This is a genomic window from Sphingomonas kyungheensis, assembly GCF_037120395.1.
Taxonomy (GTDB): Bacteria; Pseudomonadota; Alphaproteobacteria; order Sphingomonadales; family Sphingomonadaceae; genus Sphingomonas; species Sphingomonas kyungheensis.
In genome coordinates, this window is sequence record NZ_JBBBDM010000002.1 from 522,459 (window position 1) to 547,622 (window position 25,164).

Sequence of the window (25,164 nt, forward strand, 5' to 3'; positions counted from 1 at the left end):
CGCGCATCCCCCCTGATCGATACGAAAGGCCGATTATGTTCGGACTCACCAAGAAGGTGCGCTACGCCGTCGTCGCCGGCGGCCAGATCTCGCAGCAGGCATTCATGCCCGGCGTCGCGCGCACCAACAATTCGGAGATGGTCGCGCTGGTCACCGGCGATCCGGTCAAGGCCGACAAGCTCGCCAAACAGTATAAGCTCAAAGCCTATACCTACGAGCAATATGACGAACTGCTGCGGTCGGGCGAGATCGACGCCGTCTATGTCGCGACGCCCAACTTCCTCCACATGCAATATGCGGTGCCGGCGCTGGAAGCGGGCATCCACGTGCTGCTCGAAAAGCCGATGGCATCGAGCGTCGAGGAGGCCGAGCAGATCCTCGCCGCGCAGAAGAAGAGCGGCGCCAAGCTGATGATCGCCTATCGCCTGCACCACGAGCCCGGCACGGTCGAGATGGTCGCGCGCGCGCGCGGCAAGGAATTCGGCGAGCTGCGCAGCTTCGTTTCGGCCTTCTGCCAGAATGTCGCCGAGGCCAATTCGCGCGGCCACAACGGCTATTGGGGCGGGCCGGTGCCCGACATGGGCACCTATCCGCTCAACGCCGCGCGCAACCTCTTCTCGCTCGAGCCGATCGCGGTCCATGCCGTCGGCACCAAGACGCCCAACCGCGGCTTCAACTTCCACGATACCGTCGCGGTGACGCTGACCTTCCCCGGTGAACGGCTCGCGCAATTCACCGTCAGCTACGCCACCGCCTCCGCCGAATTCTTCGAGCTGGTCGGCACGCGCGCGAGCATCTACGCCTCGCCCGCCTTCATGTTCGGTCCCAAGGTCGGCATCCGCTATGTCGAGAAGACCGAGGATGGCGAGAAGACGCACAGCTTCGATCCGGTCGAGCAGTTCGGCAACGAGACGCAATATTTCTCCGACTGTATCCTCAATGATCGCGAACCGGAGGCGAATGGGGAGGAAGGCTTGCTCGACATGCACGTCCTCGCCGCGGTCGAACGCTCGCTCGAGACGGGCGAGACGGTGACGCTGCCGCCGCGCACCCGCGATCGCCGCATCGACCCGAAGCAGGCGCTGACGCTCAAGCCGGCGAAGGAACCGGGCGAGGACGAGCTGATCAGCGTGATACCCCAGTCGGCGTAACGGGGCAGGGCTCCGGTCCCCTTGGATCGGTGGGCGACCCGCCATCGGGCCGCCCGGATTGCATGCACCTCCGTGTTGGGGCACATCGTTCCCCACGGGGGTGCGCGCGCGTTGATCGAGCTTCTTTTCGCCGCGGGGTCGATGGTTGCCCAATCCGTCTCACCCGCCACCGCGGCTGTGGCGCCACAATTGCGCAATGCCGAGGATGTCATCACATATTCGGATTATCCCGAAGAGGCGTTGCGTCGGCGCGAATATGGCATCACCTCGATCGTCCTGCAGGTGACGGCACAAGGTAGCATTTCTGGCTGCGCCGTTACGGAAAGCAGCGGATCACCAACACTCGATAGGAAGACCTGCGCCGTCTACGTCAAGCGGGCGCGGTTCACTGGGGCAACCGATGCGACCGGCCAGCTGATCGCTGCCGAGTTCCGGGCCGGAACGAGTTGGGGTGTCGAAGACCATCAGCCCAGTACGTTGATGTCCGTGCCGCTGCTGGTGAAGACGCTGCCACCCGAGTATCGTGATCCGGTCAAGGCGCGATTGCTGTTCGACGCGAGCGGGCGTGTTGCGCGCTGCGATGTCACTACGACGAGCGGCAGCGGCGCGGCGGATCGCGCGGCGTGCACCTATATCAGGACCATCCTGACCGTGACCCCGCCGAAGGCCGCAACGTCGGACGTGGCGCCGGTGGCCGTCCGCTATCTGACGGCAAGCTATCTCGTCCAGCCGGGCGAGACGACCGCGCCGCGGTGATCGTCTGCCACCGCCGCACGCTGTCGGGCGGACGGTGGCGCGTCGATCAGAGGCGCTGACGATCGGAGGGCTTCCGCCGCGCCACCGCACCTGCTTAACTCACGCGATGCGTTACCTTTTATCCATCGCCATGCTCGCCGCCGCGCCCGCTTTCGCGCAGACCGCCGGCGCACCGGTCGACGCGGTCGATCCGCTGATCGGCACCGCGGGGGAAGGGCATACCTTTCCCGGCGCCACCGCGCCGTTCGGCATGGTGCAGCTGTCGCCCGATACCGATACCGGCTGCGAGATCCGCGCCTGCTACGGCCATGCCGCCGGCTATCGCTATGAGGACCCGACGATCCAGGGGTTCAGCCACACCCACTTCTCGGGTGCCGGCCATTCCGATCTCGGCGACGTGCTGGTGATGCCGATGGCGGGGACGGTGCGGCTCGATCCCGGCGATCCGGCGCGGCCGGGATCGGGTTATCGGTCGCGCTTCGATCACGCCAGCGAGACGGCGCGGCCCGGCTATTATGCGGTGACGCTCGCCGACAGCGGTATCCGCGCCGAGCTGACCGCGGGGACGCGGATCGGCGTGCATCGCTATCGCTTCCCGGCGGGCAGCGCCGCGCATCTCGTCATCGACCTGCGCTCGTCGCTCTACCATTATCCGGGCAAGATCCTGTGGTCGGGGCTGCATCTGCGCGGCGACGGCATCCTCACCGGCTTTCGCGAGACGCGCGGCTGGGCGCCGGGGCGCAAGCTCTTCTTCGCGATGCATTTTTCCGCACCGCTCACCGACCATGCCTTCGTCGATCGTGATACCGCCGTGCCGTACAAGGGCTTCCAGGGGCCGGGGCGGGGCAGCGAGGCGCTCGCGGAAAAGCTGGGGCGGGCGCTCGAGGCGCGGCTCGATTTCGGTTCGCTTGCCGCGCCGCTCGAGGTCAGGGTCGCCTTATCTGGCGTCGACGAGGATGCCGCGGTCGCCAATCTCGCCGCCGAGCCGGGGAATTTCGACGCGATCCGCGCCGCCACGACCGCGGCGTGGAACGACGCGCTCGGCGCGGTGGCGATCGACGCGCCCGCGCCGATGCGCCGCACCGTCTATACCGCGCTCTACCATGCCCTGCTCGCGCCGAGCGTGTGGAGCGATGCGGACGGCCGATATCGCGGGCCGGACGATCAGGTGCACAAGGCGGAGGGCTTCACCTTCCGGTCGACCTTCTCGTTATGGGATACGTTCCGCGCCGAACATCCGCTGCTGACGCTGATCCAGCCGGCGCAGACCACGGTCGACGTCGTCCGCTCGCTCGTCGCCAGCCGCGCGCATAGCCCCGACGGCATCCTGCCGGTGTGGCAGTTCGCCGGGCGCGAGACCTGGACGATGATCGGCTATCATGCCGCGCCGGTGATCGCCGACGCCTATCTGAAGGGTATCCGCGGCTTCGATGCCGATGCGGCGCTCGACGCGATGGTCGCGAGCGCGACCTATGCGCCCTATGGCGGGCTCGGCGACTATATGGCGCACGGCTATGTCCCGATCGACAAGGAGCCGGAAGCGGCGTCGAAGACGGTCGAATATGCCTATGACGACTGGACGATCGCGCGGATGGCGCGGGCGATGGGGCGGACCGCGATCGCCGACCGGTTCGACGCGCGCGCCGGCAACTGGCGCAACAGCTTCGACGCCAAGACCGGCTGGCTGCGCGCGCGCCTGTCGAGCGGCGCGTTCCGCACGCCGTTCGATCCGACCGCGATCAACTACGGATCGGATTATACAGAGGGCAATGCCTGGCAATATAGCTGGTTCATGCCGCAGGATCAGGCCGGCCTGTTCCGCCTGCTCGGCGGCGACGCCAAGGCGATCGCCAAGCTCGATGCGATGTTCGACTATGACACGAGCAAGCTCGACTATAGCCATGCCGAGGATATCGCCGGGCTAATCGGCCAATATATCCACGGCAACGAGCCGAGCCATCACGTCGCCTATCTCTACAGCTATGCCGGCGCGCCGTGGCGGACGCAGGAGCGGCTCGCGCAGATCGTCGCCTCGCAATACAGGCCGACGCCGGACGGGCTCGCCGGCAACGACGATCTGGGGCAGATGTCGGCATGGCTGGTGTTTACCGCGTTCGGTTTCTATCCGGTCGCACCGGGATCGAACGAATATGTCATCGGTCGCCCGTTCGTCGACCGCGCGGTGATGCGCCTGCCCGACGGCAAGAGCTTCACCGTCGTCGCCGATGGCCTGTCGCCGACGAACCGCTATGTCGCGGCGGTGACGCTCAACGGCAAGGCGCTGACCCGCAGCTATCTGCGCGATGCCGAGCTGCGCGCGGGCGGCGAATTGCGCTTCCGCATGGCGGCGACGCCCGACCGCGACTGGGGCCACAGCCGCGCCGCGCGCCCCTATTCACGCTCGACGCGATGACCGCGCGCCCTTGTCTGCGGGCGCATATCGCATAGATAGGTGCGAGCGTCGCAGCCCGCGCGATGATACGCTGCGACAGGGAGTGGGCGATGGCCTGGTATGAGAAGCTGGCCATAGTCGTCGGCATGGTGCTGTTCATGGAGTGTTTCGCCTGGGCGACGCACAAATATGTCATGCACGGCTGGGGCTGGGGCTGGCACAAATCGCATCATGAGCCGCATCAGGGCGCGTTCGAGAAGAATGATCTGTATGCGATCACCTTTGCGGTGATCGTGCTGGTGCTGTTCGTCGTCGGGCTGCGCTGGCCGCCCCTGTGGTGGGCGGCGCTCGGCATCACCGTCTATGGCGGCATCTACGCCTTCGTCCACGACATGATGGTGCATCAGCGTTTCGGCATGCGCTGGGTGCCGCGCCGCGGCTATTCGAAGCGCCTGCTGCAGGCCCATCGGCTGCACCATGCGGTCAAGGGCAAGGAGGGCGGGGTGAGCTTCGGCTTCCTGCTCGCGCCCGATCCGGTGAAGCTCAAGCGCAAGCTCGCCGAACGTCATTCGCGATGAGCGGGCGATGACCCGCGCCGCGACGACGCGGACCAGCCTGCTGCTGGCGCTGGCCATCGCCGGCGGCTGGCTGGCGATCCATATCGGCGGCATTTTCTTCTGGCGCTGGCAGCCCGCGACGCTGCCGGTCGCGGCGCTGCTCATCCTGGTGCAGGCATGGCTGAGCACCGGCCTGTTCATCATCGCGCATGACTGTATGCACGGATCCTTCGCGCCGGGGCGGCGGCGGTGGAATGCACTGGTCGGCACCGCCTGCCTCGGCGCCTATGCCGGCCTGTCGTATCGCGCGCTCTACCCGATGCATCACCGGCATCACGCCGCACCCGGCACCGAGCACGATCCCGATTTCCACGCCGGCGCGCCGCGGCGTGCGCTGCCGTGGTTCGTCCATTTCTTCCGCGGCTATTACACACACGGCCAGATTCTGCGGATCACCGTCGCGGCAATCGTCTACATGCTGCTCGGCGCGTCGCTGCTCAATATCGTGGTCTTCTGGGCGCTGCCGGCCCTGCTCGCGCTGGCGCAGCTCTTCCTGTTCGGCACCTATCTGCCGCACCGCCATGCCGATACGCCCTTTGCCGATGCCCATAATGCGCGCAGCAACGGCCTGTCGCCGCTCGCCTCGCTCGCCACCTGCTTCCACTTCGGTGCCTATCACCACGAACATCACCTCAGCCCGCAGACGCCGTGGTGGCAATTGCCGCGGGTGCGGCGCTAGGCGGCGTCAGGGCGCGGTCTTCACCTCGCGGCCGTGGTCGTCGATCGCCGCCTTGGGGGCTTCGGACATCGGGCTCGAACTGCCGGTGCCGCGGCCGCGCAGATGATCGATCTCCGCCTGACGGCGCTGGAGATAGAAGGTGCGCGTATTGGCATAGGGATCGGCGGCATTGTCGTGCAACTCGTGCAGCGTGTCGTCGAACTCGGCGCGATGGTCGAGCACGCCGAGCACCGCCGCGGGGACGACGAAGGCGGGCTTCGTCACCACGCGCCCGGCGGCGAGCGGCAGCACCAGCCGGTCGACCGCGCCGCCGAACAGGTCGCGCACCGTCGTCGGCCCGACCAGCGGCAGGAACATGAACGGCCCCGGCTTCACGCCGTAGAAGCCGAGCGTATCGGCGAAGCCATTGCCGCGGCGCGGCAGGCGGAAGGGTTTGCGCTTGGCGATGTCGAACGCGCCGAGCAGGCCGACGGTGGTGTTGATCCCGAACCGGCCGACCGTCTCGATCGCCTTGCCGATCTTGTGCTGGAGCAGGAAGTTGAGGAAGACGACCGGCTCGCGCAGATTGTAGAGGACGTTGTGGACGCCGTCGCGGAACGGCTTGGGCGCGGTTTTCTTATACGCGCGCGCGACCGGCGCGATCAGCGCCTTGTCGACGGCCTCGGTCGCCTCGAACGAGCGTTCGTTGACGGCGCGGAAGGGATCGATCTTCGCATCGCTGCGCCCGGTGATGACGATATCGGCCGGTTCGGTGATCGGTCCGGCAGGCAGCGGCTGCACCGTCTGCGGCAGGGCCGGCGGCGGCGTCTCCGGCGCAGCCATGGGCACCGGAACGGCGGGTGCGGCCTGATCGGCGGGTGCAACCTGATCGGGGGTCGGCGGAGCGGCCTGCGGCGCGACCGGCACGATGACGGGCGCGGTGTCGGTCCGGACGGTGGCGGGCGGGACTTGTGCCGGCGGTGTCTGCTGGGCGGGCGCAGAGGCGAGCGCCGAAACCGTCGTCCACACCACCCAATTCAGCATAAAACCCCATCAGCCGCGTTCGTGACTTTATAGCGGACGCGGGCCGATCAACCACAATTGCGCTTAACAAGCCACCAAGAAGCTGAGGACAGGGGCAAAAAGCGCCCGCCGACGGGCGGGCGCTTTTCCGGATCAGAGTCGCGACGCAGTGGTGTAGCGGGTGCGCTCGTTTTCAACCTGATCGGCGGTATAGGCCGGGGCGGCCTCGTCGAAGCCGGTCCAGCCGCTGTCGCGATAGGCAGCGCCGCGGGTCTGCGCGTCAACCGAGCGGTTGCGCTGGAGCACCGCCTCGGCCTCGCTCACCATATCATCCGGGACCCGCGCGCTGACCAGCGAGCCGCCGCGGCGGACGCCTTCGGCATAGACGTGCGCGTCGGCATCGTCATGGCCCGCATTCTTGAGCGCGCCGACGATGCCGCCGGTCGCCGCGCCGCCGGCCGCACCGATGCCGGCACCCGCTGCGGTCGCGGCGAGCCAGCCGGCGGCGACGATCGGGCCGAGACCCGGAATGGCGAGCAGGCCGAGTCCGGCAAGCAGGCCGCCGGCACCGCCGACGACCGCACCGGTCGACACGCCGCGGCTGACGTCGCCGTGATCGTCGACACCGTCATGATCCTGTTCGACATGCTCGCCGTGGCGCTTGTCGGCGTTGCTCGCGACGATGCTGATGTCGTCGTGCGACACGCCGAGCGATTCGAGTTCGCGTACCGCGGTGGTCGCATCGGCATAATCGTCGAACAGGCGGGTGATGGTCTGGGTCATGGTGTCTCTCCTGAAGGGTAGCGCGTCGGTCAGCGGGCGGTGATGTTGCCCTTGTAGTCGAGCATCACGGTGGCGCGCTTGCCGCCTTTCATCGCGCTGCCCTGCCACAGGCCGTCGCGCTTGGTCAGCTTGGTGACACCGGTATAGCCCGCCTTCGCGAAGCGGCCGCGCGCCTGGTCTTCGGTGAAGGAATTGGCGCCCTTGGCCGGCGCGGCGATGGTGTGCGGCGCACCGTTCTTGACCGCCGGATTGTGCGATCCTGCCTGATGGGACTGGGCCATCGCGCCACCGGCGCACAGGGTCATGGCGGCTGCCGCGATCACAAAGCGTTTCATGCAAACTCTCCTCTTCCGATCGGCGCCCAACGCGCGGCTTGGCGAAATGGAAGCAAGCTACTGAAAAGGTTTGGTAGTCAGGCCGGTCGGGTAGCTTTGTACCCAAGGCCGCGACACATGCGTTACAGACTATTGCTGATCAAAGGACCGCGATGCGCATTCCCCAGCCCGCCGAGCGCGGTGCCATTCTGAACGCCAAGCGCCAGCTCAAGATGGCGCGATCGACCCACGCCTATGTTCGCGGCAATACGGTAAAATTCTACGACTGGCTGGCGGAGTCGGCGGCGGCCAGACGGGTGCCGGCGGGGCCGGCGATCTGGATCTGCGGCGATTGCCATCTCGGCAATCTCGGCCCGATCAACGATGGCGACGGGCGCATCGCGATCCAGATCCGCGATCTCGACCAGGCGGTGATCGGCAATCCGGCGCATGACCTGATCCGGCTGGGCCTGTCGCTCGCCACCGCGGCGCGCGGCTCGGACCTGCCCGGCGTCACCACCGCGCATATGATCGAGGAGATGGCCGAGGGCTATGCACGGGCGATGCAGGACCCGGCGAGCGGCGACAGCGGCCCGGAACCCGACGTGGTGCGCAGCGTCCGCCGCCGCGCGCTTGGCCGGCGCTGGCGGCACCTTGCCAAGGAGCGGCTGCGCACCACCGAGCCGACGATCCCGCTCGGCCGCAAGTTCTGGCCGCTCGAGCCCGCCGAACGCGCCGCGCTCGCCGAGACGCTCGCCGCGCCCGAGGTGTCGGCGATGGTGCTCGCGCTCGACGACAAGGACCGCGACCGTACCGTCCGGCTGGTCGACGCGGCCTATTGGATGAAGGGGTGCAGCTCGCTCGGCCTGCTGCGCTTCGCCGCGCTCGCCGGACTCAAGAACGCCAAGGGCCGCTCGGATTATGCGCTGATCGACCTCAAGGAGGCGACGACGCCGATCGCGCCCGCCGCACGCGGTGCGCGCATGCCCGCCGATCAGGCGGAGCGCGTCGTCGCCGCGGCGCGCGCGCTGTCGCCGCACCTTGGCAGCCGGATGGTCGCGACTCGGCTGCTCGACCGCTCCTTGTTCGTGCGCGAATTGTCGCCGCAGGACCTCAAGATCGAGGTCGAGCAGTTCAGCGCGGGCGAGGCGGTCAAGGCGGCGCGCTATCTCGCCTTCGTCGTCGGCAAGGCGCATGCCCGCCAGCTCGATGCGGACGGCCGCGCCGCCTGGGCAGAGGTGATCGGCGCGGATCGCCGCGGGCGTATCGATGCGCCGGGCTGGCTGTGGGAGAGCGTCGTCGCCCTCGCCGGGCGGCATGAGGCGGGCTATCTAAACCATTGCCGCGACTATGCGCTGGCGAGCTGACGGTCAGCCGAGCCAGCGTTGCAGGCGGGGGCGATAGCGCAGGAAGCGACGATAGCCGCGCTCCAGCCAGCGCAGCGCTATCGGATGGCGGGCGACGAGGCCGAGCGGGCGAAGCAGCGGGATCGCGCGCCACATCGCCGCAAAGGCGGCGGCGCCCGACAGCAGCACGCCATCCTCGCGGGCATGGAACCGGTCGAGCAGGGCGGCGCGATCGATCGGGCAGGCGGTGTCGGGATCGGTCGCGTCGACGAAGCGGATCGCGCCGCGCGTATCGAACCGCCGCATGAGGGCGATCTCGCGTCGGCACAACGGGCAGGCGCCATCATGCCAGACGGTGAGGCGGGGTACGGTCATCCGCTTCCAATGAACGGCGGGCCGTTCCGGTTGCTCCGGCACAAATTCCCCGCCACGCCGGACCGGCGTGACGGGGCAGGTTGGGGGCAGGGGAAACGGCTTAGAAGCGCGCGCGGACGCCGAGACGATAGAAGCGGCCGAGCGTGTCGTAGAGCGCCGGATTGACGTCGAGCCCGGTGTTGGTCTGCGGCGAGGCTTCCGGATCATGATCGAACAGATTGTCGACCTTGAAGAACATGCTGACCTGCTTGGTCACGTTGAGCGAGCCGCCGATGTCGAAATAGAAGGCGCCCTTCATCTTGTTGTAGTCGATGGTCGGATTGTTGGCGGTCGAGACCGGGCAGTTGGTTGAGCAGACGATATATTGATTGCCGAAGACGCCGTCGCTGAACCAGCGCTCCTGGAGGAGCAGGCTGAACCGGTCATTGTCGTAGGTCTGGACCGCCAGCCACTTCCAGCTCGGCGTCGCCCCCGAATTGGCGCCGGCGCTGTCGACCGGGATGGTGCCGGGCAGGCCGGGATCGGTGATGAAGTTGATGACATGGGTGCCAAGGCCACGCAGCGTGAAATTGCCGCCGAGGCCGAGCGGATTGCGCCACTGGTAGCTCGCCTCGATGTCGAAGCCCTCGGTCTTGATCGAGGCGAGGTTGAACGACTGGACGTTGACGAACGCGGTCTGGTTGCTGCCGACCGGCACGTCGAGATTGAATGCGCCGCAGGTGTCCGGCAGGTTGGAGATATAGCAGAGGTTGACGATCTGCTGCGCCGACAGGCTGGAGACGACGTCGCTGACCTTGATCTTGTAATAGTCGAACGACAGGCTGAGCCCCGGCAGCCACGACGGCCGCGCATAGACGATGCCGGCCTCGGTGCTGCGCGCGGTTTCGGGGCGCAGATTGGGGTTGCCGATCGTATTCTGGATGATCAGCAGCTGGCGCCCGTTGGGATTGGCCGTCGTCTTGCGCGGATCGGTAAAGTTGGGAACGGTGGTGGTCGTCGGTGCGGCGAACAGTTCGGACAGGTTCGGCGCGCGCACGTCGCGCGACGTCACCGCGCGCAGGCGCAGGCCGTCGAGCGGCGTGTCCCAGGTGCCGCCGACCTTCCACGCGTAGATCACGCCCGAGGTCGAATATTTGGTCGCGCGGCCCGCTCCGTTGATGCTCGCCTTGCCCAGCGCCGCCGAGTCGAGGATCGGCAAATTGAGTTCGAGGAAGCTTTCGTAGACGTGATACTTGCCCGAGCCGTTCTTGTAATTGCCGGCATACCAGTTGCTGCCGACCGTCGAATTGAGGATCGGATCGGCGGGATAATCGGCCGAATTGGGGCTGATATCCGAGACGCCGGCGCCGTACGGATCGGCATTCACGCGATAGGCCTCACGCCGGTATTCGACACCCATCGCGATGGCGAGCGGACCGGCCCACAGGTCGATCGGCGTGCCCGAGATGCTGGCGGCGGCGGCATCCTGCGTCTGGCGGGTATGCTGGAACGGCCCGTTTTCCGGCACAATATAGGCGAGCGCCGCGGCGGACGGCGTCGCACCGCCGAAGATGTTGATCGGCTGGCAGCCGTTGGCGCGCGCCGTCGCATTGGCGCAGACGATCTGGCCGTTGAGCGTCGTTGCGTTGATCGCCTGGTTGTACCGGCCGTTCAGGCTGATGTTGTCGACATTGATGTCGGTGATGTTGATGCCGTGCTCGTAATAGATGTCATAGGTCCAGCTGGACCCGACCAGATCGGCCTTGCCCTTCAGACCGCCGACGAAGCGATACTGGCGGCGATCGGTGTTGACCTTGATGTTCGGCAGGATCGCGTTGCTGAGGCCATAGCCGAAGGTGGTGATGCCGTTGGCGGCGCAGGCGGCGCTGATCGACGCGGGCAGATAGGGATTGGAGCATTGGATGGTCAGCCCGGTCTTCGAGGCGCCGGGGTTGGGCTGGTTGTTGGTCTTGACCTGCGCGATATTGGCGGTGACGTACAGCTCGGTGTCCGGCGCGATGTCATAGCCGACGCGGGTATAGCCGTTGATCCGCTGCAACGCCGATTGCAGCGACGTGCCCGAGCCGACGTGGCCCGACTGATCGCCGCCGACGCAGAAGCCGACATAGCAGCCGATGACGTTGCCGCCCGCGGTCTTCGACGGCACGCCGTTCGATCCGTACTGGAACGGGAAGGGGTTGCCGTTGACGTCGAACGCCGTGCCCTGGAGCGGGCCGCTGCTGATCAGGCCGTATTTCGTATATTGATAGGCCTGTGCATGGTCGCGATAGAGGAATTGCGGCGTGCCGCCGGCGCGGTTGCCGGTGTCGACCAGGGTCGAGGCGCGATACCAGTCGCGGCTGCCGGCGAGGTCCTCGCCGAAATTGCCCGGGCCGACGCCCTGATCCTTGGCATATTCGCCGCTGAGGATGACGTGGAGCCTGTCGCCTGCGAACGCCTTGCCGACTGCGAGCTGCGCCAGCACCTGACCATCGTCGCCATAGGTCGTCACGCCGGTCTGCAGATTGCCCTTGACGCCGGTGAAGCGGGTGTCGGTGATGAAGTTGACGACACCGCCGACCGCATCCGATCCGTAGGAGGCGGAGGCGCCGCCGGTGACGATGTCGACGCGCTTGATCAGCAATTGCGGGAATTGGCTGATGTCCGTCACGCCGGTGACGTTGGCGCCGATGACACGCTGGCCGTCGAGCAGGGTGAGGGTGCGGATCGTGCCGAGGCCGCGCAGCGACAGCGAGCTGAGACCCTGCTGGCCGCTCGAGGTGCTGAACGTCCCCGTCGTCGCGCCGGTCGATCCCTGCAGCGAAGGCAATTGGACGACGGTGTTGAAGATGTTCGACTGGGCGTTCTGCTGGATCTGCTGTTCGCCGATCACCGTCGTCGGGGTCGGCGCGCTGAAGCCGTTGGCGGTGATGCGCGTCCCGGTGACGACGATGTCGCTCGCCGGCGTCTCGACCTGCGGTGCGTCGGCGGTGCCGTCGGTGGTGGTGGTCGGCTTGGTCAGCTGGTCGGGCGCGGCGGGGTCGGCGGAGCGGGTCGAATCGGGCACCGCCGACTGGTCCTGCACCAGCGGCTGCGCGATCGCCGGCATCGCGATCAGCATCGCCGCGAGCGCCATCGCGCTGGTAGCGCTACCCGACATTGCCGTGAAACGCCGTCGCGTGCGCGAGACCTTGCTCATCATCCATCCCCTTGCTGACAGGCTAGTGCCGACCGTTCCGGCCTGATCCCTGATCTTGGCTTCTGCTTACGCAAAGACGGGGGCGACGGCATCTACGACCAAAGTCGATCAAGCCGGCAGGGACATATGGTAGCGCCGTCGCCCGAGACGCGCGGACGCACGTTTCGCGGGCAGGAACCGCCCCCGACATGCGCGCTGCCGCGCATGCCGGTGAAAGGACGTTACGGACGCGCGGTGTAGAGCGCGTGGTGGGTGACGATCAGCAGCGTCCGCCCGTCCGCGCCGCCGAACAGCAATTGCAGCGGCCGGTCGGGCACGTCGATCCGCCCCGTCTCGCGGCCATCGGCGGCATAGACGAAGATCTGTCCGTTGGCGACGTAGACGCGGCCGTCGGGGCCGGCGACGACGCTCTCGCCGCCGCGCGGCGCGAACGGCTTGAGGTCGGTGATCGCGCCGCCCGCGCCGACGAGGCCGCTGTAGGTGCGGTCTTCCGAACCGTTGGGCACATAGAGTCGCTCACCGGGTTTGGCGGTGACGAGGCCATAGGTGTCGAGCGTATCGGAGAAGCGCCAGCCGCGATGATCCGCCGGCCCCTGCTGCCAGACGCGGAACGCCGGCAGCGCGAGGCTGCCGTCGGGCGAGACATATTCCCGCGCCTTGGGCTCGGCGACGTCGCGCGCGAACATTTCGGCGAGCGTGGTGAAATGGTCGGTCGCGGGGTCATATTGATCGCGGAACTCGCCGTTGACCCACAGGCTGGCGGGCAGGGCGAGGCGCGGATGCGGCCTGGTCGGCGTCGCGGGCAGCACGGTGATCGCGGCGGGGTGGGCGGGATCGAGGCTGTAGACGGTGCCCGCAGCACCGGCCGAGGACAGGACCATCAGCTTGCCCGACCGGTCGACCGCGAGGTTGACCGCGTCGAGCGGCGCATCGGCGACCACCGACAGCCCGTCGCCGGCGGTCCAGCGGTGGATCCGCTGCATCGGCCGATCGACGAAGTAGAGCGCGCCCGCGGCATCGACCGCGCCGCCGCCCAGAGCGTGAAAGCCCTCGGCGACCCTGGTCACCGCGACGCCGGCCGACGGTGGGGCGACCGGCGCGTCGCCGACATCGAGTACGGCGAATTCGCGCTCGCGGACCCCGGCGGCGCGGGTGATGTCGCGGATCGCGTTTTCGTACGGATATTTGCTCGCGCGCAGATAGGTGCCGCAGCCGGCTTCGTCGCAGGTCGCAAAGCCGCTTTCCGCATTCACATGCACGTTGCGGAAGCGGATGTTGCTCGATCCGGTCAGCGTGATCGCATCCGGCGCGGCTTGCAGCGAGCGGGTGACGCGATAGGCGTGGAGATTGGCGAACAGGATGTCGCGCGAGTTGCGGATCTCGAACGCCACCGTATCGCGGCTCTCGCCCGCTTCCTCCTCGGTCTGCGGCGCGAGGAACTCCCAGTTGCGCACATGGTCGAGGACGATCTCGGCGCGGCGATGATGCTCCGCCGACATCTGGTAGACGTGACCCGGCGTGGCGGTGTCGGTGACGAGCAGCCCCGCCGAGGCATAGGTGCTCGGCGTCCACAGCCCGTTGAACGTGCCGCCGCCGCCGTCGGTCACCCACAGGCTGGCGTTCTGCCCGTCCCAGCGCTGGAGCGGATCGGGGTCGCCGCTGTGATCGGCGTTATAGGGATCGAAGCGGCTGCCGTCGGCGCGGAAGGTGCCGTGCCCGCCCTGGAACTTGACGTCGTCGACCAGCGAGCGTTCGCCCGCCCGCCACAACAGGGCGGTGGCGCGCGGATTGCGTCCGCCGGTGGCGAGGCCGAGGCCGGAGACGATCGCGTCGCCACCGCGCGCGCTTGCGATCAGGGCATGCGGCGCGCCGATGCCGCGATAGGCGGGGCTGTCGTCGGCGAGCACGATCTGGGTGAGGCTGGGGTGGAGGCCGATCAGCACGCTGTCGGGACGCAGCGTCAGCGTGTCGCTGACCCGGTAGAAGCCGGCGGGGAAATAAAGCACCTTGCGGCTCGCTATGGCCTTGCGCAGTGCCTCGGTATCGTCGGTGCTGCCGTCGCCGGTGACGCCGAGATCGCGGACGTTGGTCCAGCTCGCGACCGGCGGCAGCGCGCGGATCGCCGGCGCCGGCCGTTTGGCGCCACCGGTCAGCGGCACCGCATCCATCCGCGTCGCGAACGTCCCCATCGCGCCGAGCGCCGGCAGCGTCAGGCCGTAGGTGAAGGCGCGCACCCGATAGCGCGCCGCCGGGCCTGCCACCGTCCGGCCGCTGTCGCGGAAGCGCGCGAACACCGGCGTTCCGGTGGCGGTCGCATCCTCGAAGCCGATCTGCGTATAGGCATTGCCTTCGTTGCTGATGATGACGCCGGCCTTGGCGACATTCTCGAACCGGACCTGCTTGCCCCACAGCCAGTCGCCATAGCCGCGGTCGATCTCGATCCCGACGGGCACGTTGCGGAAGACGGTGTTGACCAATGTCAGCCCCGCCTCATGCCCGCGGATCGCCGCGTCGCTTTGGCCCTCGAAGGTCGCGTCGAGCAGGGTGTAGGGCCAGGCGGGGGAGGGCTTTTCGGTGAGGATGCCATAGCGGCCGCCGAAGAAGCGCAGGTCCTGCCCGACGTTGCCGACCTGATAGATGCCGGCGAGCGCGGAGCCGAGGTGGAAGTCGATATGCGACAGATAGGCATGCTGCGCGGCGTGGAAGCGGACCGCGGTCGCCGCCGGATTGCCCTCGCCGATGACGAAGTCGACGTTGGCCATCGACGAATAGAAGGTGCCGGAATTGGCGTCGGCGATGGCGGGATCGAACGGCACGCTGGTCGGCGGCGGCACCGGCACCACGCGCGGCGTCTCACCCGGCTTGGTCGGCAGCGTGCCGGTGAAGAACACCATGCTGCCGACCCCGGTCTGGAAGCCGGGCGTGTTCGCCGCAAGCAGGATCACCGGCCGCCGCTTGCCGACGCCGAACAGCCGCACGCCCGGTCGCATGAACAGCGTGCGGGTGATCCGGTAGCGCCCTTCCGGCAGGAAGACGATGCCGCCGCCGCCCTGCGCGGCGACCGAGTCGATCGCGCGCTGGATCGTCGCGCCGTCGTCGGCGATGCCGTCGCCCGTCGCGGCGACGGTGACGGCGCGCGGATCGGCCGGCGCGGCGGTCAGGCTCGACACCGACGGCGTCGGCGCGGCGGCGAACAGCGGCGCGGCGGTGCCGGCGAGCAGCAGCATGGCGACGGGGGGAAGGCGGCGCGCCGCGCGGGGCCTGATCGTCATCACGGCGAATTCCTTGTAAAAAACGGGGCCGGAGCGCCGGTGCGCCCGAAGTAGGAGCGGCTGCGGCAGGCGACGATTGCGACAAAGGTCGTATGGTCAGCCGGGCACGGACGCGGGATAGCAGCGTTATCCGCACGCCGGCGCTCAGCCGGCGTCGAACGCAAAGGTAGCCGGTGCAGGGGCAAGCAGGGCGGACATATGCCGTCGTCGTCATGGGCGTGAGCGGCAGCGGCAAGTCGACCCTGTCGACGCGGCTCGGCTGCGCGCTCGCCTGCCCGGTGCTCGAAGGCGATGCCTTCCACTCCGCCGCCAGCGTCGCCAAGATGCAGGCGGGCCATCCGCTCACCGACGACGATCGCTGGCCGTGGCTCGACCGGCTCGGCGCGGCGCTCGGCGAGGCGGCGCTGGCAAGCGCGGGCGGCGTCGCGGTCGCGGCCTGTTCGGCGCTCAAGCGCAGCTATCGCGAACGCCTGTCCGCCGCCTCGGCGGTGCCGTTGCTGTTCGTGCTGCTCGACACCGGCGCCGCGGAGATCGCGCGGCGGATGGAGACGCGCTCGGGCCATTACATGCCGCCCAGCCTGCTCGGCAGCCAGCTCGCCACGCTCGAAAAGCCGACCAGCGACGAGGCGGCGGTGACGCTCGATGCGGCGCGGCCGGTCGAGACCTTGGTCGCCGAGGCGCTGACGTGGATCGATGCGCAGCACGGTGCGATCCTCGGAGCCGATCCGATATCCCGCCGGTCGCACTAGGACTGTCAAAGGGCGGTGAGTCTCGGGCCCCTCGACAGGGTCAGACCAAGCGGCTGAAACAGGGGAGTCTGCGCCGATTTCGGTCGGTCCGGCCCGGCTCACGGCATCAGCCGCTTGCGCCCCTGCGACAGGTGCCAGCGCATCGCCAGCGCCGCGCCGTCGGCATCGCGCGCGCGGATCGCATCGACGATCGCGTCATGTTCGTCCATCATCGCGCCGATCACCTCGGGCGGGCGCGAGCGCGAGATGTCGACGCCGGCGCGCAGGATGCGCATCACCTCGTCCTGCAGATGGTCGAACACCGGCACGAAGGCGGAATTGCCCGTCGCCTCGACGATCGCGCGGTGGAGCAGCCAGTCCTCGTCATGCGCCGGCGCGTTCGACAGCAGCGCGCTGCGCAGCGCCGCCAGCGCCTGTTCGATCACGTCGAGCTGGTCGGGCGAGCGCCGCTGCGCCGCGAGCCGTGCCGCCTCCGATTCCAACACGAAGCGGACCTCATAGGTGCCGAGCGTCTTGGCGAGCGCGTCCATCGGCATATGCGTGCTCAGCCGCTCGGACGGGCGGCGCTGCACATAGGAGCCGGCGCCGCGCCGCGCCGCGGTGATCCCGTCCGAGGCGAGGCGGGCGAGCGCCTCGCGCACGATCGTCCGCGACACGCCGAACGATTCGGCGAGCCGCGCTTCGGAGGGCAGCCGATCGCCGATCGCCAGGCCATCGTCGTTGATGATCGCGACGATCGCCGTATAGGCGCGGTCGACCAGGCGTACTTCGCTCATTCTGGCTCCTTTTCCCGCCGGTCAGACGACATAACTGAGCGCGACGACCAGCGCGAGGCCGACCACCGAGATCACCGTCTCGAGCAGGGACCAGGTCTTGAACGTGTCCGCGGTGCTGGTGCCGACATAGCTCTTGACCAGCCAGAAGCCGGGATCGTTGACGTGGCTGAAGAATACCGACCCGGCGCCGATCGCCAGCACCACCAGTTCGGGCGACACGCCCGACCCGGCGACGACGCCGGGCATGATGCCGACCGCGGTGATCGTCGCCACCGTCGCCGATCCCGCGGCGAGACGGATGCCGACCGCGACCAGCCAGCCGAGCAGCAGCGGCGACACCGCATACATCAGCACCAGCCGGGCGAGCAGGTCGGACAGGCCGGCGCTGACCAGCACCTGCTTGAGCGCGCCGCCCGCGCCGATCGCGAGCAGGATCGCGCCGGCCGCGGCCATCGTCTCATGCCACACCGCGTCCTGGATCTTCGCCTCGCGCAGCCGCGCGCCGAACAGCAGGGGGAGGGCGAGCAGATTGGTGACGAGCAGCGCGATCACCGGATTGCTCGCCGCGACCAGCCAGCCCGCGCCCTTCAGCCCCGGCGCCATCTGGCCGAGTTCGCCGGTCGCGATCAGCAGCACCGGCAGCAGCACGATGACGAGCGAGGCGAACCGGTTCGGTGTGGCGAGATCGAGACGGTGATCGTGGAGCAGCGGCGGCGCGAGCCGGACGCCGGGCGTGACGAAGCGCGCCAGCACCGGCCCGGCGAGGATCGCGGTCGGAATGGCGACGAGGATGCCGTAGAGCATCGTCTTGCCGAGGTTCGCGCCGAGCGCCTCAACCGCGAGCAACGGCCCGGGATGCGGTGGCACCAGCGCATGGACGACGCCGAGCCCGGCGAGTGCCGGCATGATCAGCCGCAGCTTGGCGCCGTCGCGCGCCGCCTGATCGTCCCCCGCCATCGCCTCCGCCGCGGCGACGACGATCGGCAGCAGCAGCACGAGACCGGTTTCGAAGAACAGCGGCAGGCCGATGACGATGGCGATGCCGAGCGTCGCCCACGGCGCTGCCCGCGCGCCGGTCAACCGCAACGCGCCCTGCGCCAGTGCCGCCGCGGCGCCCGACAAATGCAGCATCGCGCCGAGCGACAGGCCGAGGGCGACGACGAGGCCGGTGCCGCCGATGATGTCGCCGACACCCTTCTGCACCGCCTTGGCGATCTCGGGCAGCGGCAGGCCGGCGAACAGCCCGACCGCAAACGCGCCGCACAACAGGCCGATGAAGGGATGGAGCCGCCCGCGCACGATCATCGCCACCGCCAGCAGGATCCCGGCGAGCGCCGCGGCGATCAGGCGGATGTCGGCGGCGCTCATGCCGGCGTGCCCCCCGCGCGGTGACGGTCGCATGCGCCGATTCGATCGGAACCGCGCCCTGCCGGTCGTGGTGCTGCGCCGCTTGCCGCGCTGCCCTGCCTGTGCCGCATCGACACCCTCCCTCCTGTGCGGCGACGCCTTCGCCTGCCGTTTCTGAGCCTATCTGTAGGACAGGTTTTTACGGATCGGCAAGAAAAAAGGCTTGATCCCATCGTATTAGCTGGATCATACAAGAAACCTGTCTAACCGAATCCATGCAAATGGTTCGCAAGACCAAGATGGAGCGTCCGCCATGGACGTCCGCCGGCCGTTGGCCGTTTAGGGAGGATGACGATGGAAGGGACTTCCACACTCGCTCGCCAGACCGCGCCGCGCACCGCCGCTGCGCCGGGGGTGACGCCGACGCTCGAGTCGCTGACGCCGACGCAGATGAAGGTGCTGCACGGCGTCCATTCCGGGCTGCTCAACAAGCAGATCGCTTATGATCTCGGCATCGCCGAAGCGACGGTGAAGGCGCATATGACCGCGCTGATGCGCAAGCTCAACGTGCGCAACCGCACGCAGGTCGCGCTCGCCGCGCAGACGCTGGCGCGCCGCGCCTCCTGACCCTTTCACGCGGCCCGCCGGGTCGCGCCGCACGATCGAACCCCCGGGGAGACTGGCCTTGAAGCATATCTGGCTGCTTGGCGCGGCGGCGCTGATCGCGCCCGCGCCTGCGGTGGCGGCAACGACCTCCGTCTATCTCACCGCGCCCAAGGACGAGCGGGCGATCACCGTGCGTGGCGTCGGCGACGGCCGCGCCGACGACAGCGCCGCGATCCAGCAGGCGATCGACGCGGCTGCGGAAGGCGGCAAGGGCGGCGTCGTCTTCCTGCCCTCGGGCCGCTACCGGGTCAGCCGGACGATCTTCGTCCGCTCGGCGGTGCGTATCTTCGGCGTCGGCGCGACCCGGCCGGCGATCGTGCTCGGCGACAATAGCGCCGGCTTCGGCGAGGGCGTCGCGGCGGTGCTCGCCTTCACCGGCGAGGATCAGTATCGCGTCGGCAAGGCGCCGGTGCCGCCGCGGACCAGCGTGCCGTTCGATCCCGCGATCTTCGACGCGACCTCCAGCACCTTCTATTCGGCGATCAGCAACGTCGATTTCCGCATCGGGGCCGGCAATGCCGGCGCGGTCGCGGTCCGCTTCCGCGTCGCGCAGCACGGCTATATCCGCCATGCCGACTTCCATATCGGATCGGGGCTTGCCGGTGTCTATCAGGCTGGCAACGAGTTCGAGGACCTGCGCTTCTTTGGCGGCCGCTACGGCATCATGTCGGAAAAGACCTCGCCCGCCTGGCAGTTCACGCTGATCGACAGCGATTTCAGCGGCCAGCGCGATGCGGCGATCCGCGAGCATGAGGTCGATCTGACTTTGGTCAACGTCGCGATCCGCGATACGCCGGTCGGTATCGAGATCGACCGCGGCTATTCGGATTCGCTGTGGGGCAAGGACGTCCGCTTCGAGAACGTCTCGCAGACCGCGGTGCTGATCTCGGAAGAGAAGAGCGTGTTCACCCAGATCGGCTTCGACAATGCGATCGGCATCAACACGCCGACCTTCGCCCGCTTCCGCGACAGCGGCGCGACGGTGGCGGGCAAGGGTGCCCGCTATCGGGTCAGCGACTTTTCCTATGGGCTGAAGCTCGCCGGGCTCGGCACGATCGGCGATTATGCGACCGACGTGACGATGGCGCCGCTGGCGCGGGTGCCGGCCCGGCCCAGGCCGGCGATCGCGGCGCTGCCGCCGGTCAAGGCCTGGGCGAATGCGCACGACCTCGGCGTCAGGGGCGACGACACCACCGACGACACCGCCGCGCTGCAACGCGCGATCGACACGCATCGCGTCGTCTACCTGCCGATGGGCCGCTATCGCGTCACCGATACGATCAGGCTGCGCCCCGACAGCGTGCTGATCGCGCTCCACCCGAGCCTCACCCACGTCTATCTGCCCGACGAGACGCCCGCCTTCATGGGCGTCGGCAGCGCCAAGGCGCTGATTGAAAGCGCCAAGGGCGGCAATGCGATCGTCCACGGCCTCGGCCTGTGGACCGGCGGCGTCAATCCGCGCGCCACCGCCTTGCTGTGGAAGGCGGGCGAGCGGTCGATGGTCAACGACGTCAAGATCCAGGGCGGCGGCGGCACCGTGCTGACCAAGGGCAGCCCGATCGGCTTCGGCGATCCGCGCGCGCGCTTCGACGGCCAATATCCCAGCATCTGGGTGACCGACGGCGGCGGCGGCACCTTCGCCGCGCTCTGGTCGCCCAACACGCTGGCCTCCGCGGGATTCTACGTCTCTAACACCAAGACGCCGGGCCATGTCTACGAACTGTCGGCCGAGCATCACTATCGCCACGAGATCGTCCTCGACCATGTCGAGAATTGGGAATTCCTCGCGCCGCAGACCGAGCAGGAGGTCCGCGACGGCGTCAATGCGGTGTCGACCGAGTTCCGCAACTCGCGCAACATCCTGTTCGCCAATTACCACGGCTATCGCGTCACCCGCACGATCAAGCCGATGGACACCGCGGTGCGGCTGTACAATTCGGGCGAGATCCGCTTCCGTAACGTCCATGTGAATGCGGAGAGCGGCTTTGCGAGCTGCGACGCCAAGGGCTGCGGCACCTATACGCGTGCGAGCAAATTCCCCTTCGAGAATGCGATCAAGGACATGACGCGCCAGCAGGAGGTGCGCGAGCGCGAATTCGCCCGGCTCGACGTGCCGGCCGCGCCGGCCAGCGCCGCGACCGCACCGGCCATCCCCGTCTCGGCGGGGGTGCGCAAGCTCGCGGACGGCTTCTATTCGATTGCCGGCGCGGCGACCGATGCCAACGGCAAGCTCTATTTCATCGATCGCTTCTTCCAGCGCATCCATGGCTGGTCGGCGGGCGAGGGGCTGACGACGGTGTCCGACGCGCCGCTCGATCCGGTCAATCTCGCGGTCGACCGGTCGGGATCGTTGCTCGTCCTGTCGTCGGCGGGGCGCGACGGCAGCGTCTACAGCATCGATCCGCGCGATCCGGCCGCGGTCCGCGTCATCCCGCCGACGCCGGTGCGCGCCGGGCGCAAGGCGGCGACGCTGCTGCCGGTCAACGTCTGGGCGAACGGTGAATTCGCCGATCGGATCGACCCCAAGACCTATAGCTACCCGCCGCTCAGCGCCTTCTTCACCGGCAAGATGGGCGAGGCGAAGGCGCAGGAATATGTCTCGCCCGACGGATCGCTGGTGCTGCCGGCGTTCCGCGTCCGGAACCAGGGGCCGGACGATCATCAGGGCTGGCGCTGGTCCGACACGCTCGATTCCTACGGCTTCGTCGCGGCGCCGCAGGGCGGCCGGGTGACGCTGACCAACGGATCGGAGAACCGCACCTACAGCGGTTTCGTCGGCGAGGGCGGCCAGGTCACCGACCTCAAGGTGGTCGCCGATCGCGGCGGCGAGAGCGTCGCACGCGATGCGGCGGGCAACCTCTACGTCGCCAACGGGCAGGTGTTCGTCTACGCGCCCGACGGCACGCAGACGCGTCGGATCGACGTGCCCGAACGGCCGCTGCAACTGGTGATCGGCGGGGCGGGGCAGAAGACGCTGTTCATCCTTACCCACCATGCGCTCTACGCGGTGGATCTGTAGGGCGGGCCGTCGCCGGGCCCCGATCCGGTGCGATCGATAAGCGGCGCCCGCCCCCTGCCGGCCTGATCGCGGGCAGGGGGCGGGGCGGGCCGCCGCCGCTGCCACGCGCATCGGTCCGGAACCGTACCGCAACAATCGCGGCGTCCCGGGGGTTTGACGAAAGGACCTTGTCCCTCAACGCCCGCAGCGAGATGCCCGATGACCGACGCCCCGATCCGTTACCGTCCCGACGTCGAAGAGGTGAAGCCTGACGAGGCCGAGACGATCGCCGGCCTCAACCAGACGTTCGACGTCATCCTCGAACGGACCGCGGAAGATTACGGCCACGCCGTCCGCTCGGTCCACGCCAAGGCGCATGCGCTGCTCGAAGGTGAGATGACCATCGACGCCGACCTGCCGCCCGAGGTGGCGCAGGGTCTGTTCGCGACGCCCGGCCGGCACAAGCTGCTGATGCGCATCTCGACCAACGCCGGCGACATCCTGCCCGACGCGATCAGCCTGCCGCGCGGCCTCGCGATCAAGGTGTTCGACGTCGCGGGCGAGCGCCTGCCCGGCGCCGAGGGCGAGACGCAGGATTTCGTGCTCAACAACGGCAAGGTGTTCCAGGCGAAGGACGCCGCCGCATTCCTGTCCAACCTCAAGCTGCTCGCCAAGACCACCGACCGGCTGGAAGGCACGAAGACCGTGCTGTCGACGGTGCTGCGCGGCGTGCATAACGCGCTGGACGCAGTCGGTGCGCAGATCCCCGCAGTCGATACGCTCGGCGGCGCGCCCAATGTCGATCCGCTGGGAGAGACCTATTATTCGGTGACGCCGTATCGCTGGGGTGATTACATCGCCAAGTTCCGCATCGTCCCGGTCGCGCCGGCCCTGACCGCGCTCACCGGCCGCATCATCGACGCGAACGGCCGCGAGGATGCGATCCGCAGCGAGGTGCGCGAGGAAATGGCGCGGATCGACGCCGAATGGGAATTCCAGGTCCAGCTCTGCCGCGATCTCGATCGCCAGCCGGTTGAGGACCCGACGGTCGAATGGCAGGAAGAGGAAGCGCCGTTCCAGCGCGTCGCGACGATCCGCGCCGCGGCGCAGGACAGCTACAGCGACGCCCACGTCCAGCAGATCAACGAGCAGAGCCGCTTCAGCATCTGGACCGGACTTGCCGCGCACCAGCCACTCGGCAACGTCAACCGCGCGCGCAACGCGACCTATCGCCATTCGGCCGATTTCCGCGCCCGCGTCAACGGCTGCCCCTATCACGAGGCGATGCGCGCCGCCGAGTGAGCGGCGCCGACTGCACGAACCCAATGCCTATCGCCCGGTGGTGTGCGGTTCTTCAGGAACCGGATCACCCGGGACTCACAACCAACCATCTTAGGAGAATCATCATGACCCTGTCGGGCAAGACCATCGCCATCCTGATAGCGCCGCGTGGCACCGAGGATCCCGAATTCGCCAAGCCCAAGGCGGCGGTCGAGGCGGCCGGCGGTACCGTCACCGTGATCAGCCTGGAGACGGGCGAGGCGCAGACCGTCAATAACGATCTCGATCCGGGCAGCAGCTATACCGTCGACAAGGCGATCGGCGACGTCGCCGCCGCCGATTTCGACGGGCTGGTCATCCCCGGCGGTACGGTCGGCGCCGACAAGCTGCGCGGTTCGGACGCGGTGGTCGCCTTCGTCCGTGACTTCTTCGCGGCGGGTAAGCCGGTCGCGGCGATCTGCCACGCGCCGTGGACGCTGATCGAGGCCGACCAGCTTCAGGGCCGCACGCTCACCTCCTATCCGACGCTGGCGACCGACATCCGCAACGCCGGCGGAAACTGGGTCGATCAGGAGGTGGTGGTCGATAAAGGCCTCGTCACCAGCCGCAATCCCGACGATCTGCCCGCTTTCTGCGCCAAGCTCGTCGAGGAATTCGCCGAGGGTCGCCATCCGGCGCAGGCGGAGAATGCGTGATGGCGCGCTTCGCCGATACGGTCGTGCTGATCACCGGTGCCGCGTCCGGCATCGGTGAGGGGGCGGCGCGCCGCTTCGCCGAGGAAGGGGCGACGCTGATGCTCGGCGACATCGATGCGGCGGCGCTCGGTCGCCTCGCCGACGAGCTGCCCGGCACGGTGGCGGTGCAGACCACCGACGTCTCCGACCGTGCCGCCTGCGAAGCGCTCGTCCAGGCGACGATCGATCGCTTCGGGCGGATCGACGTGCTCGTCAACGACGCCGGCGTCGATCATCTCGGCAAGCTCGACGAGGGCGAGTTCAGCGCCTTCACCAAGGTGATCGAGACCGATCTCTACGGCGTCGTCCAGATGAGCCGCGCGGCGATCCGACATCTGCGCACGTCGAAGGGCTGCATCGTCAACATCTCGTCGGTATCGGGTCTGGGTGGCGACTGGAACCACAGTTTCTATTGTGCGGCAAAGGGCGCGGTGAGCAATTTCACGCGGGCGCTGGCGATGGACGAGGCGCAGCATGGCGTCCGCGTCAATGCGGTCAATCCGTCGCTCACCTATACCGCGCTGACCGCGGGGATGAAGGAGCAGCCCGAGCTGATCGCCAAGTTCGAGGAGCGGATCCCGCTCGGTCGCGGCGCCGAGCCGGCCGACATCGCCGGCGCGATCGCCTTCCTCGCCAGCGAGGACGCGCATTATGTCACCGGGGTCAACCTGCCGGTCGACGGCGGCCTGACCGCGTCGAACGGCCAGCCACCGCTGTCGTGACATTGGAACCAATAGAGCGGGAAGAC

The 25,164-nt window shown here is 68.2% G+C and carries 20 protein-coding genes; 12 read left to right on the top strand and 8 right to left on the bottom strand.

Features of this window, described 5'->3' with window-relative positions:
• Positions 1–35 precede the first annotated feature (35 nt).
• The 5 genes from V8201_RS06520 (at position 36) to V8201_RS06540 (ending at position 5,595) form a co-directional block, all read left to right on the top strand.
• Entirely contained in the window at positions 36–1,151 is a 1,116-nt protein-coding gene (locus V8201_RS06520) for a Gfo/Idh/MocA family protein (RefSeq protein ID WP_271300504.1), read from the top strand.
• A 111-nt stretch (positions 1,152–1,262) separates the two neighbouring features.
• On the top strand, positions 1,263–1,907 hold the full coding sequence (locus V8201_RS06525) for an energy transducer TonB (protein ID WP_336544779.1): 645 nt from the start codon (positions 1,263–1,265) through the stop codon (positions 1,905–1,907).
• 106 nt (positions 1,908–2,013) lie between these two features.
• Positions 2,014–4,320 (top strand): GH92 family glycosyl hydrolase, encoded by a 2,307-nt coding sequence (locus V8201_RS06530; RefSeq protein ID WP_336544780.1) that lies wholly within the window; start codon positions 2,014–2,016, stop codon positions 4,318–4,320.
• 89 nt (positions 4,321–4,409) lie between these two features.
• Complete coding sequence (locus V8201_RS06535; protein ID WP_037530485.1) at positions 4,410–4,877, top strand: sterol desaturase family protein; 468 nt, start codon at positions 4,410–4,412, stop codon at positions 4,875–4,877.
• Between the two features lie 7 nt (positions 4,878–4,884).
• Positions 4,885–5,595, top strand: coding sequence for a fatty acid desaturase (locus V8201_RS06540; RefSeq protein WP_037530486.1), 711 nt, complete (start codon positions 4,885–4,887; stop codon positions 5,593–5,595).
• Between the two features lie 6 nt (positions 5,596–5,601).
• Here V8201_RS06540 and V8201_RS06545 read toward each other — a convergent pair whose 3' ends face one another.
• From V8201_RS06545 to V8201_RS06555, 3 genes are all read right to left on the bottom strand, one after another.
• Positions 5,602–6,618 carry an MlaA family lipoprotein gene (locus tag V8201_RS06545; RefSeq protein WP_336544781.1) on the bottom strand — a complete coding sequence of 339 codons (1,017 nt, stop codon included), beginning with the start codon at positions 6,616–6,618 and terminating at the stop codon, positions 5,602–5,604.
• A 132-nt stretch (positions 6,619–6,750) separates the two neighbouring features.
• On the bottom strand, positions 6,751–7,380 hold the full coding sequence (locus V8201_RS06550) for a hypothetical protein (protein WP_037530488.1): 630 nt from the start codon (positions 7,378–7,380) through the stop codon (positions 6,751–6,753).
• A gap of 29 nt (positions 7,381–7,409) precedes the next feature.
• Positions 7,410–7,715, bottom strand: a complete 306-nt coding sequence (locus V8201_RS06555) for a hypothetical protein (protein WP_037530491.1) — start codon at positions 7,713–7,715, stop codon at positions 7,410–7,412.
• A 152-nt stretch (positions 7,716–7,867) separates the two neighbouring features.
• On the opposite strand from V8201_RS06555, the gene V8201_RS06560 reads away from it, so the two are divergent.
• Positions 7,868–9,061, top strand: a complete 1,194-nt coding sequence (locus V8201_RS06560; RefSeq protein WP_336544782.1) for a DUF2252 family protein — start codon at positions 7,868–7,870, stop codon at positions 9,059–9,061.
• 3 nt (positions 9,062–9,064) lie between these two features.
• Here the strand turns inward: V8201_RS06560 and V8201_RS06565 are convergent, their stop codons facing one another.
• The 3 genes from V8201_RS06565 to V8201_RS06575 form a co-directional block, all read right to left on the bottom strand.
• Positions 9,065–9,415, bottom strand: coding sequence for a thiol-disulfide oxidoreductase DCC family protein (locus V8201_RS06565; protein WP_336544783.1), 351 nt, complete (start codon positions 9,413–9,415; stop codon positions 9,065–9,067).
• 100 nt (positions 9,416–9,515) lie between these two features.
• Positions 9,516–12,596 carry a TonB-dependent receptor plug domain-containing protein gene (locus V8201_RS06570; protein WP_444529436.1) on the bottom strand — a complete coding sequence of 1,027 codons (3,081 nt, stop codon included), beginning with the start codon at positions 12,594–12,596 and terminating at the stop codon, positions 9,516–9,518.
• 218 nt (positions 12,597–12,814) lie between these two features.
• Positions 12,815–15,865 carry a glycosyl hydrolase family 28-related protein gene (locus V8201_RS06575; protein ID WP_336544785.1) on the bottom strand — a complete coding sequence of 1,017 codons (3,051 nt, stop codon included), beginning with the start codon at positions 15,863–15,865 and terminating at the stop codon, positions 12,815–12,817.
• Between the two features lie 212 nt (positions 15,866–16,077).
• Here V8201_RS06575 and V8201_RS06580 point away from each other — a divergent pair, with 212 nt between their 5' ends.
• Complete coding sequence (locus V8201_RS06580) at positions 16,078–16,614, top strand: gluconokinase (protein WP_336544917.1); 537 nt, start codon at positions 16,078–16,080, stop codon at positions 16,612–16,614.
• Between the two features lie 98 nt (positions 16,615–16,712).
• Here V8201_RS06580 and V8201_RS06585 read toward each other — a convergent pair whose 3' ends face one another.
• Both V8201_RS06585 and V8201_RS06590 read right to left on the bottom strand, forming a co-directional pair.
• A complete protein-coding gene (locus V8201_RS06585) occupies positions 16,713–17,390 on the bottom strand; it encodes a FadR/GntR family transcriptional regulator (protein WP_271300512.1) in 678 nt (225 codons plus the stop codon).
• Between the two features lie 21 nt (positions 17,391–17,411).
• Entirely contained in the window at positions 17,412–18,758 is a 1,347-nt protein-coding gene (locus V8201_RS06590; RefSeq protein WP_336544786.1) for a GntT/GntP/DsdX family permease, read from the bottom strand.
• Positions 18,759–19,091: 333 nt separating this feature from the next.
• On the opposite strand from V8201_RS06590, the gene V8201_RS06595 reads away from it, so the two are divergent.
• The 5 genes from V8201_RS06595 (at position 19,092) to budC (ending at position 25,138) form a co-directional block, all read left to right on the top strand.
• Positions 19,092–19,364: a response regulator transcription factor gene (locus V8201_RS06595; RefSeq protein ID WP_081792838.1), complete on the top strand. Its 273-nt coding sequence runs from the start codon at positions 19,092–19,094 to the stop codon at positions 19,362–19,364.
• A gap of 58 nt (positions 19,365–19,422) precedes the next feature.
• Positions 19,423–22,422 (top strand): glycosyl hydrolase family 28-related protein, encoded by a 3,000-nt coding sequence (locus V8201_RS06600; RefSeq protein ID WP_336544787.1) that lies wholly within the window; start codon positions 19,423–19,425, stop codon positions 22,420–22,422.
• A 198-nt stretch (positions 22,423–22,620) separates the two neighbouring features.
• On the top strand, positions 22,621–23,703 hold the full coding sequence (locus tag V8201_RS06605; protein WP_336544788.1) for a catalase family protein: 1,083 nt from the start codon (positions 22,621–22,623) through the stop codon (positions 23,701–23,703).
• 104 nt (positions 23,704–23,807) lie between these two features.
• Positions 23,808–24,377, top strand: a complete 570-nt coding sequence (locus tag V8201_RS06610; RefSeq protein WP_336544789.1) for a type 1 glutamine amidotransferase domain-containing protein — start codon at positions 23,808–23,810, stop codon at positions 24,375–24,377.
• A complete protein-coding gene (gene budC / locus V8201_RS06615; protein WP_336544790.1) occupies positions 24,377–25,138 on the top strand; it encodes a meso-2,3-butanediol dehydrogenase in 762 nt (253 codons plus the stop codon). The genes V8201_RS06610 and budC overlap by 1 nt, the downstream gene beginning before the upstream one ends.
• Positions 25,139–25,164 lie beyond the last annotated feature (26 nt).

Coding starts and splice junctions, on each gene's coding strand:
- V8201_RS06520 (WP_271300504.1), top strand. CDS start 36: ATGTTCGGACTCACCAAGAAGGTGCGCTACGCCGTCGTCGCCGGCGGC.
- V8201_RS06530 (WP_336544780.1), top strand. CDS start 2,014: ATGCGTTACCTTTTATCCATCGCCATGCTCGCCGCCGCGCCCGCTTTC.
- V8201_RS06535 (WP_037530485.1), top strand. CDS start 4,410: ATGGCCTGGTATGAGAAGCTGGCCATAGTCGTCGGCATGGTGCTGTTC.
- V8201_RS06540 (WP_037530486.1), top strand. CDS start 4,885: ATGACCCGCGCCGCGACGACGCGGACCAGCCTGCTGCTGGCGCTGGCC.
- V8201_RS06545 (WP_336544781.1), bottom strand. CDS start 6,618: ATGCTGAATTGGGTGGTGTGGACGACGGTTTCGGCGCTCGCCTCTGCG.
- V8201_RS06550 (WP_037530488.1), bottom strand. CDS start 7,380: ATGACCCAGACCATCACCCGCCTGTTCGACGATTATGCCGATGCGACC.
- V8201_RS06555 (WP_037530491.1), bottom strand. CDS start 7,715: ATGAAACGCTTTGTGATCGCGGCAGCCGCCATGACCCTGTGCGCCGGT.
- V8201_RS06560 (WP_336544782.1), top strand. CDS start 7,868: ATGCGCATTCCCCAGCCCGCCGAGCGCGGTGCCATTCTGAACGCCAAG.
- V8201_RS06565 (WP_336544783.1), bottom strand. CDS start 9,415: ATGACCGTACCCCGCCTCACCGTCTGGCATGATGGCGCCTGCCCGTTG.
- V8201_RS06570 (WP_444529436.1), bottom strand. CDS start 12,596: ATGATGAGCAAGGTCTCGCGCACGCGACGGCGTTTCACGGCAATGTCG.
- V8201_RS06575 (WP_336544785.1), bottom strand. CDS start 15,865: ATGACGATCAGGCCCCGCGCGGCGCGCCGCCTTCCCCCCGTCGCCATG.
- V8201_RS06580 (WP_336544917.1), top strand. CDS start 16,078: ATGGGCGTGAGCGGCAGCGGCAAGTCGACCCTGTCGACGCGGCTCGGC.
- V8201_RS06585 (WP_271300512.1), bottom strand. CDS start 17,390: ATGAGCGAAGTACGCCTGGTCGACCGCGCCTATACGGCGATCGTCGCG.
- V8201_RS06590 (WP_336544786.1), bottom strand. CDS start 18,758: ATGAGCGCCGCCGACATCCGCCTGATCGCCGCGGCGCTCGCCGGGATC.
- V8201_RS06595 (WP_081792838.1), top strand. CDS start 19,092: ATGGAAGGGACTTCCACACTCGCTCGCCAGACCGCGCCGCGCACCGCC.
- V8201_RS06605 (WP_336544788.1), top strand. CDS start 22,621: ATGACCGACGCCCCGATCCGTTACCGTCCCGACGTCGAAGAGGTGAAG.
- V8201_RS06610 (WP_336544789.1), top strand. CDS start 23,808: ATGACCCTGTCGGGCAAGACCATCGCCATCCTGATAGCGCCGCGTGGC.
- budC (WP_336544790.1), top strand. CDS start 24,377: ATGGCGCGCTTCGCCGATACGGTCGTGCTGATCACCGGTGCCGCGTCC.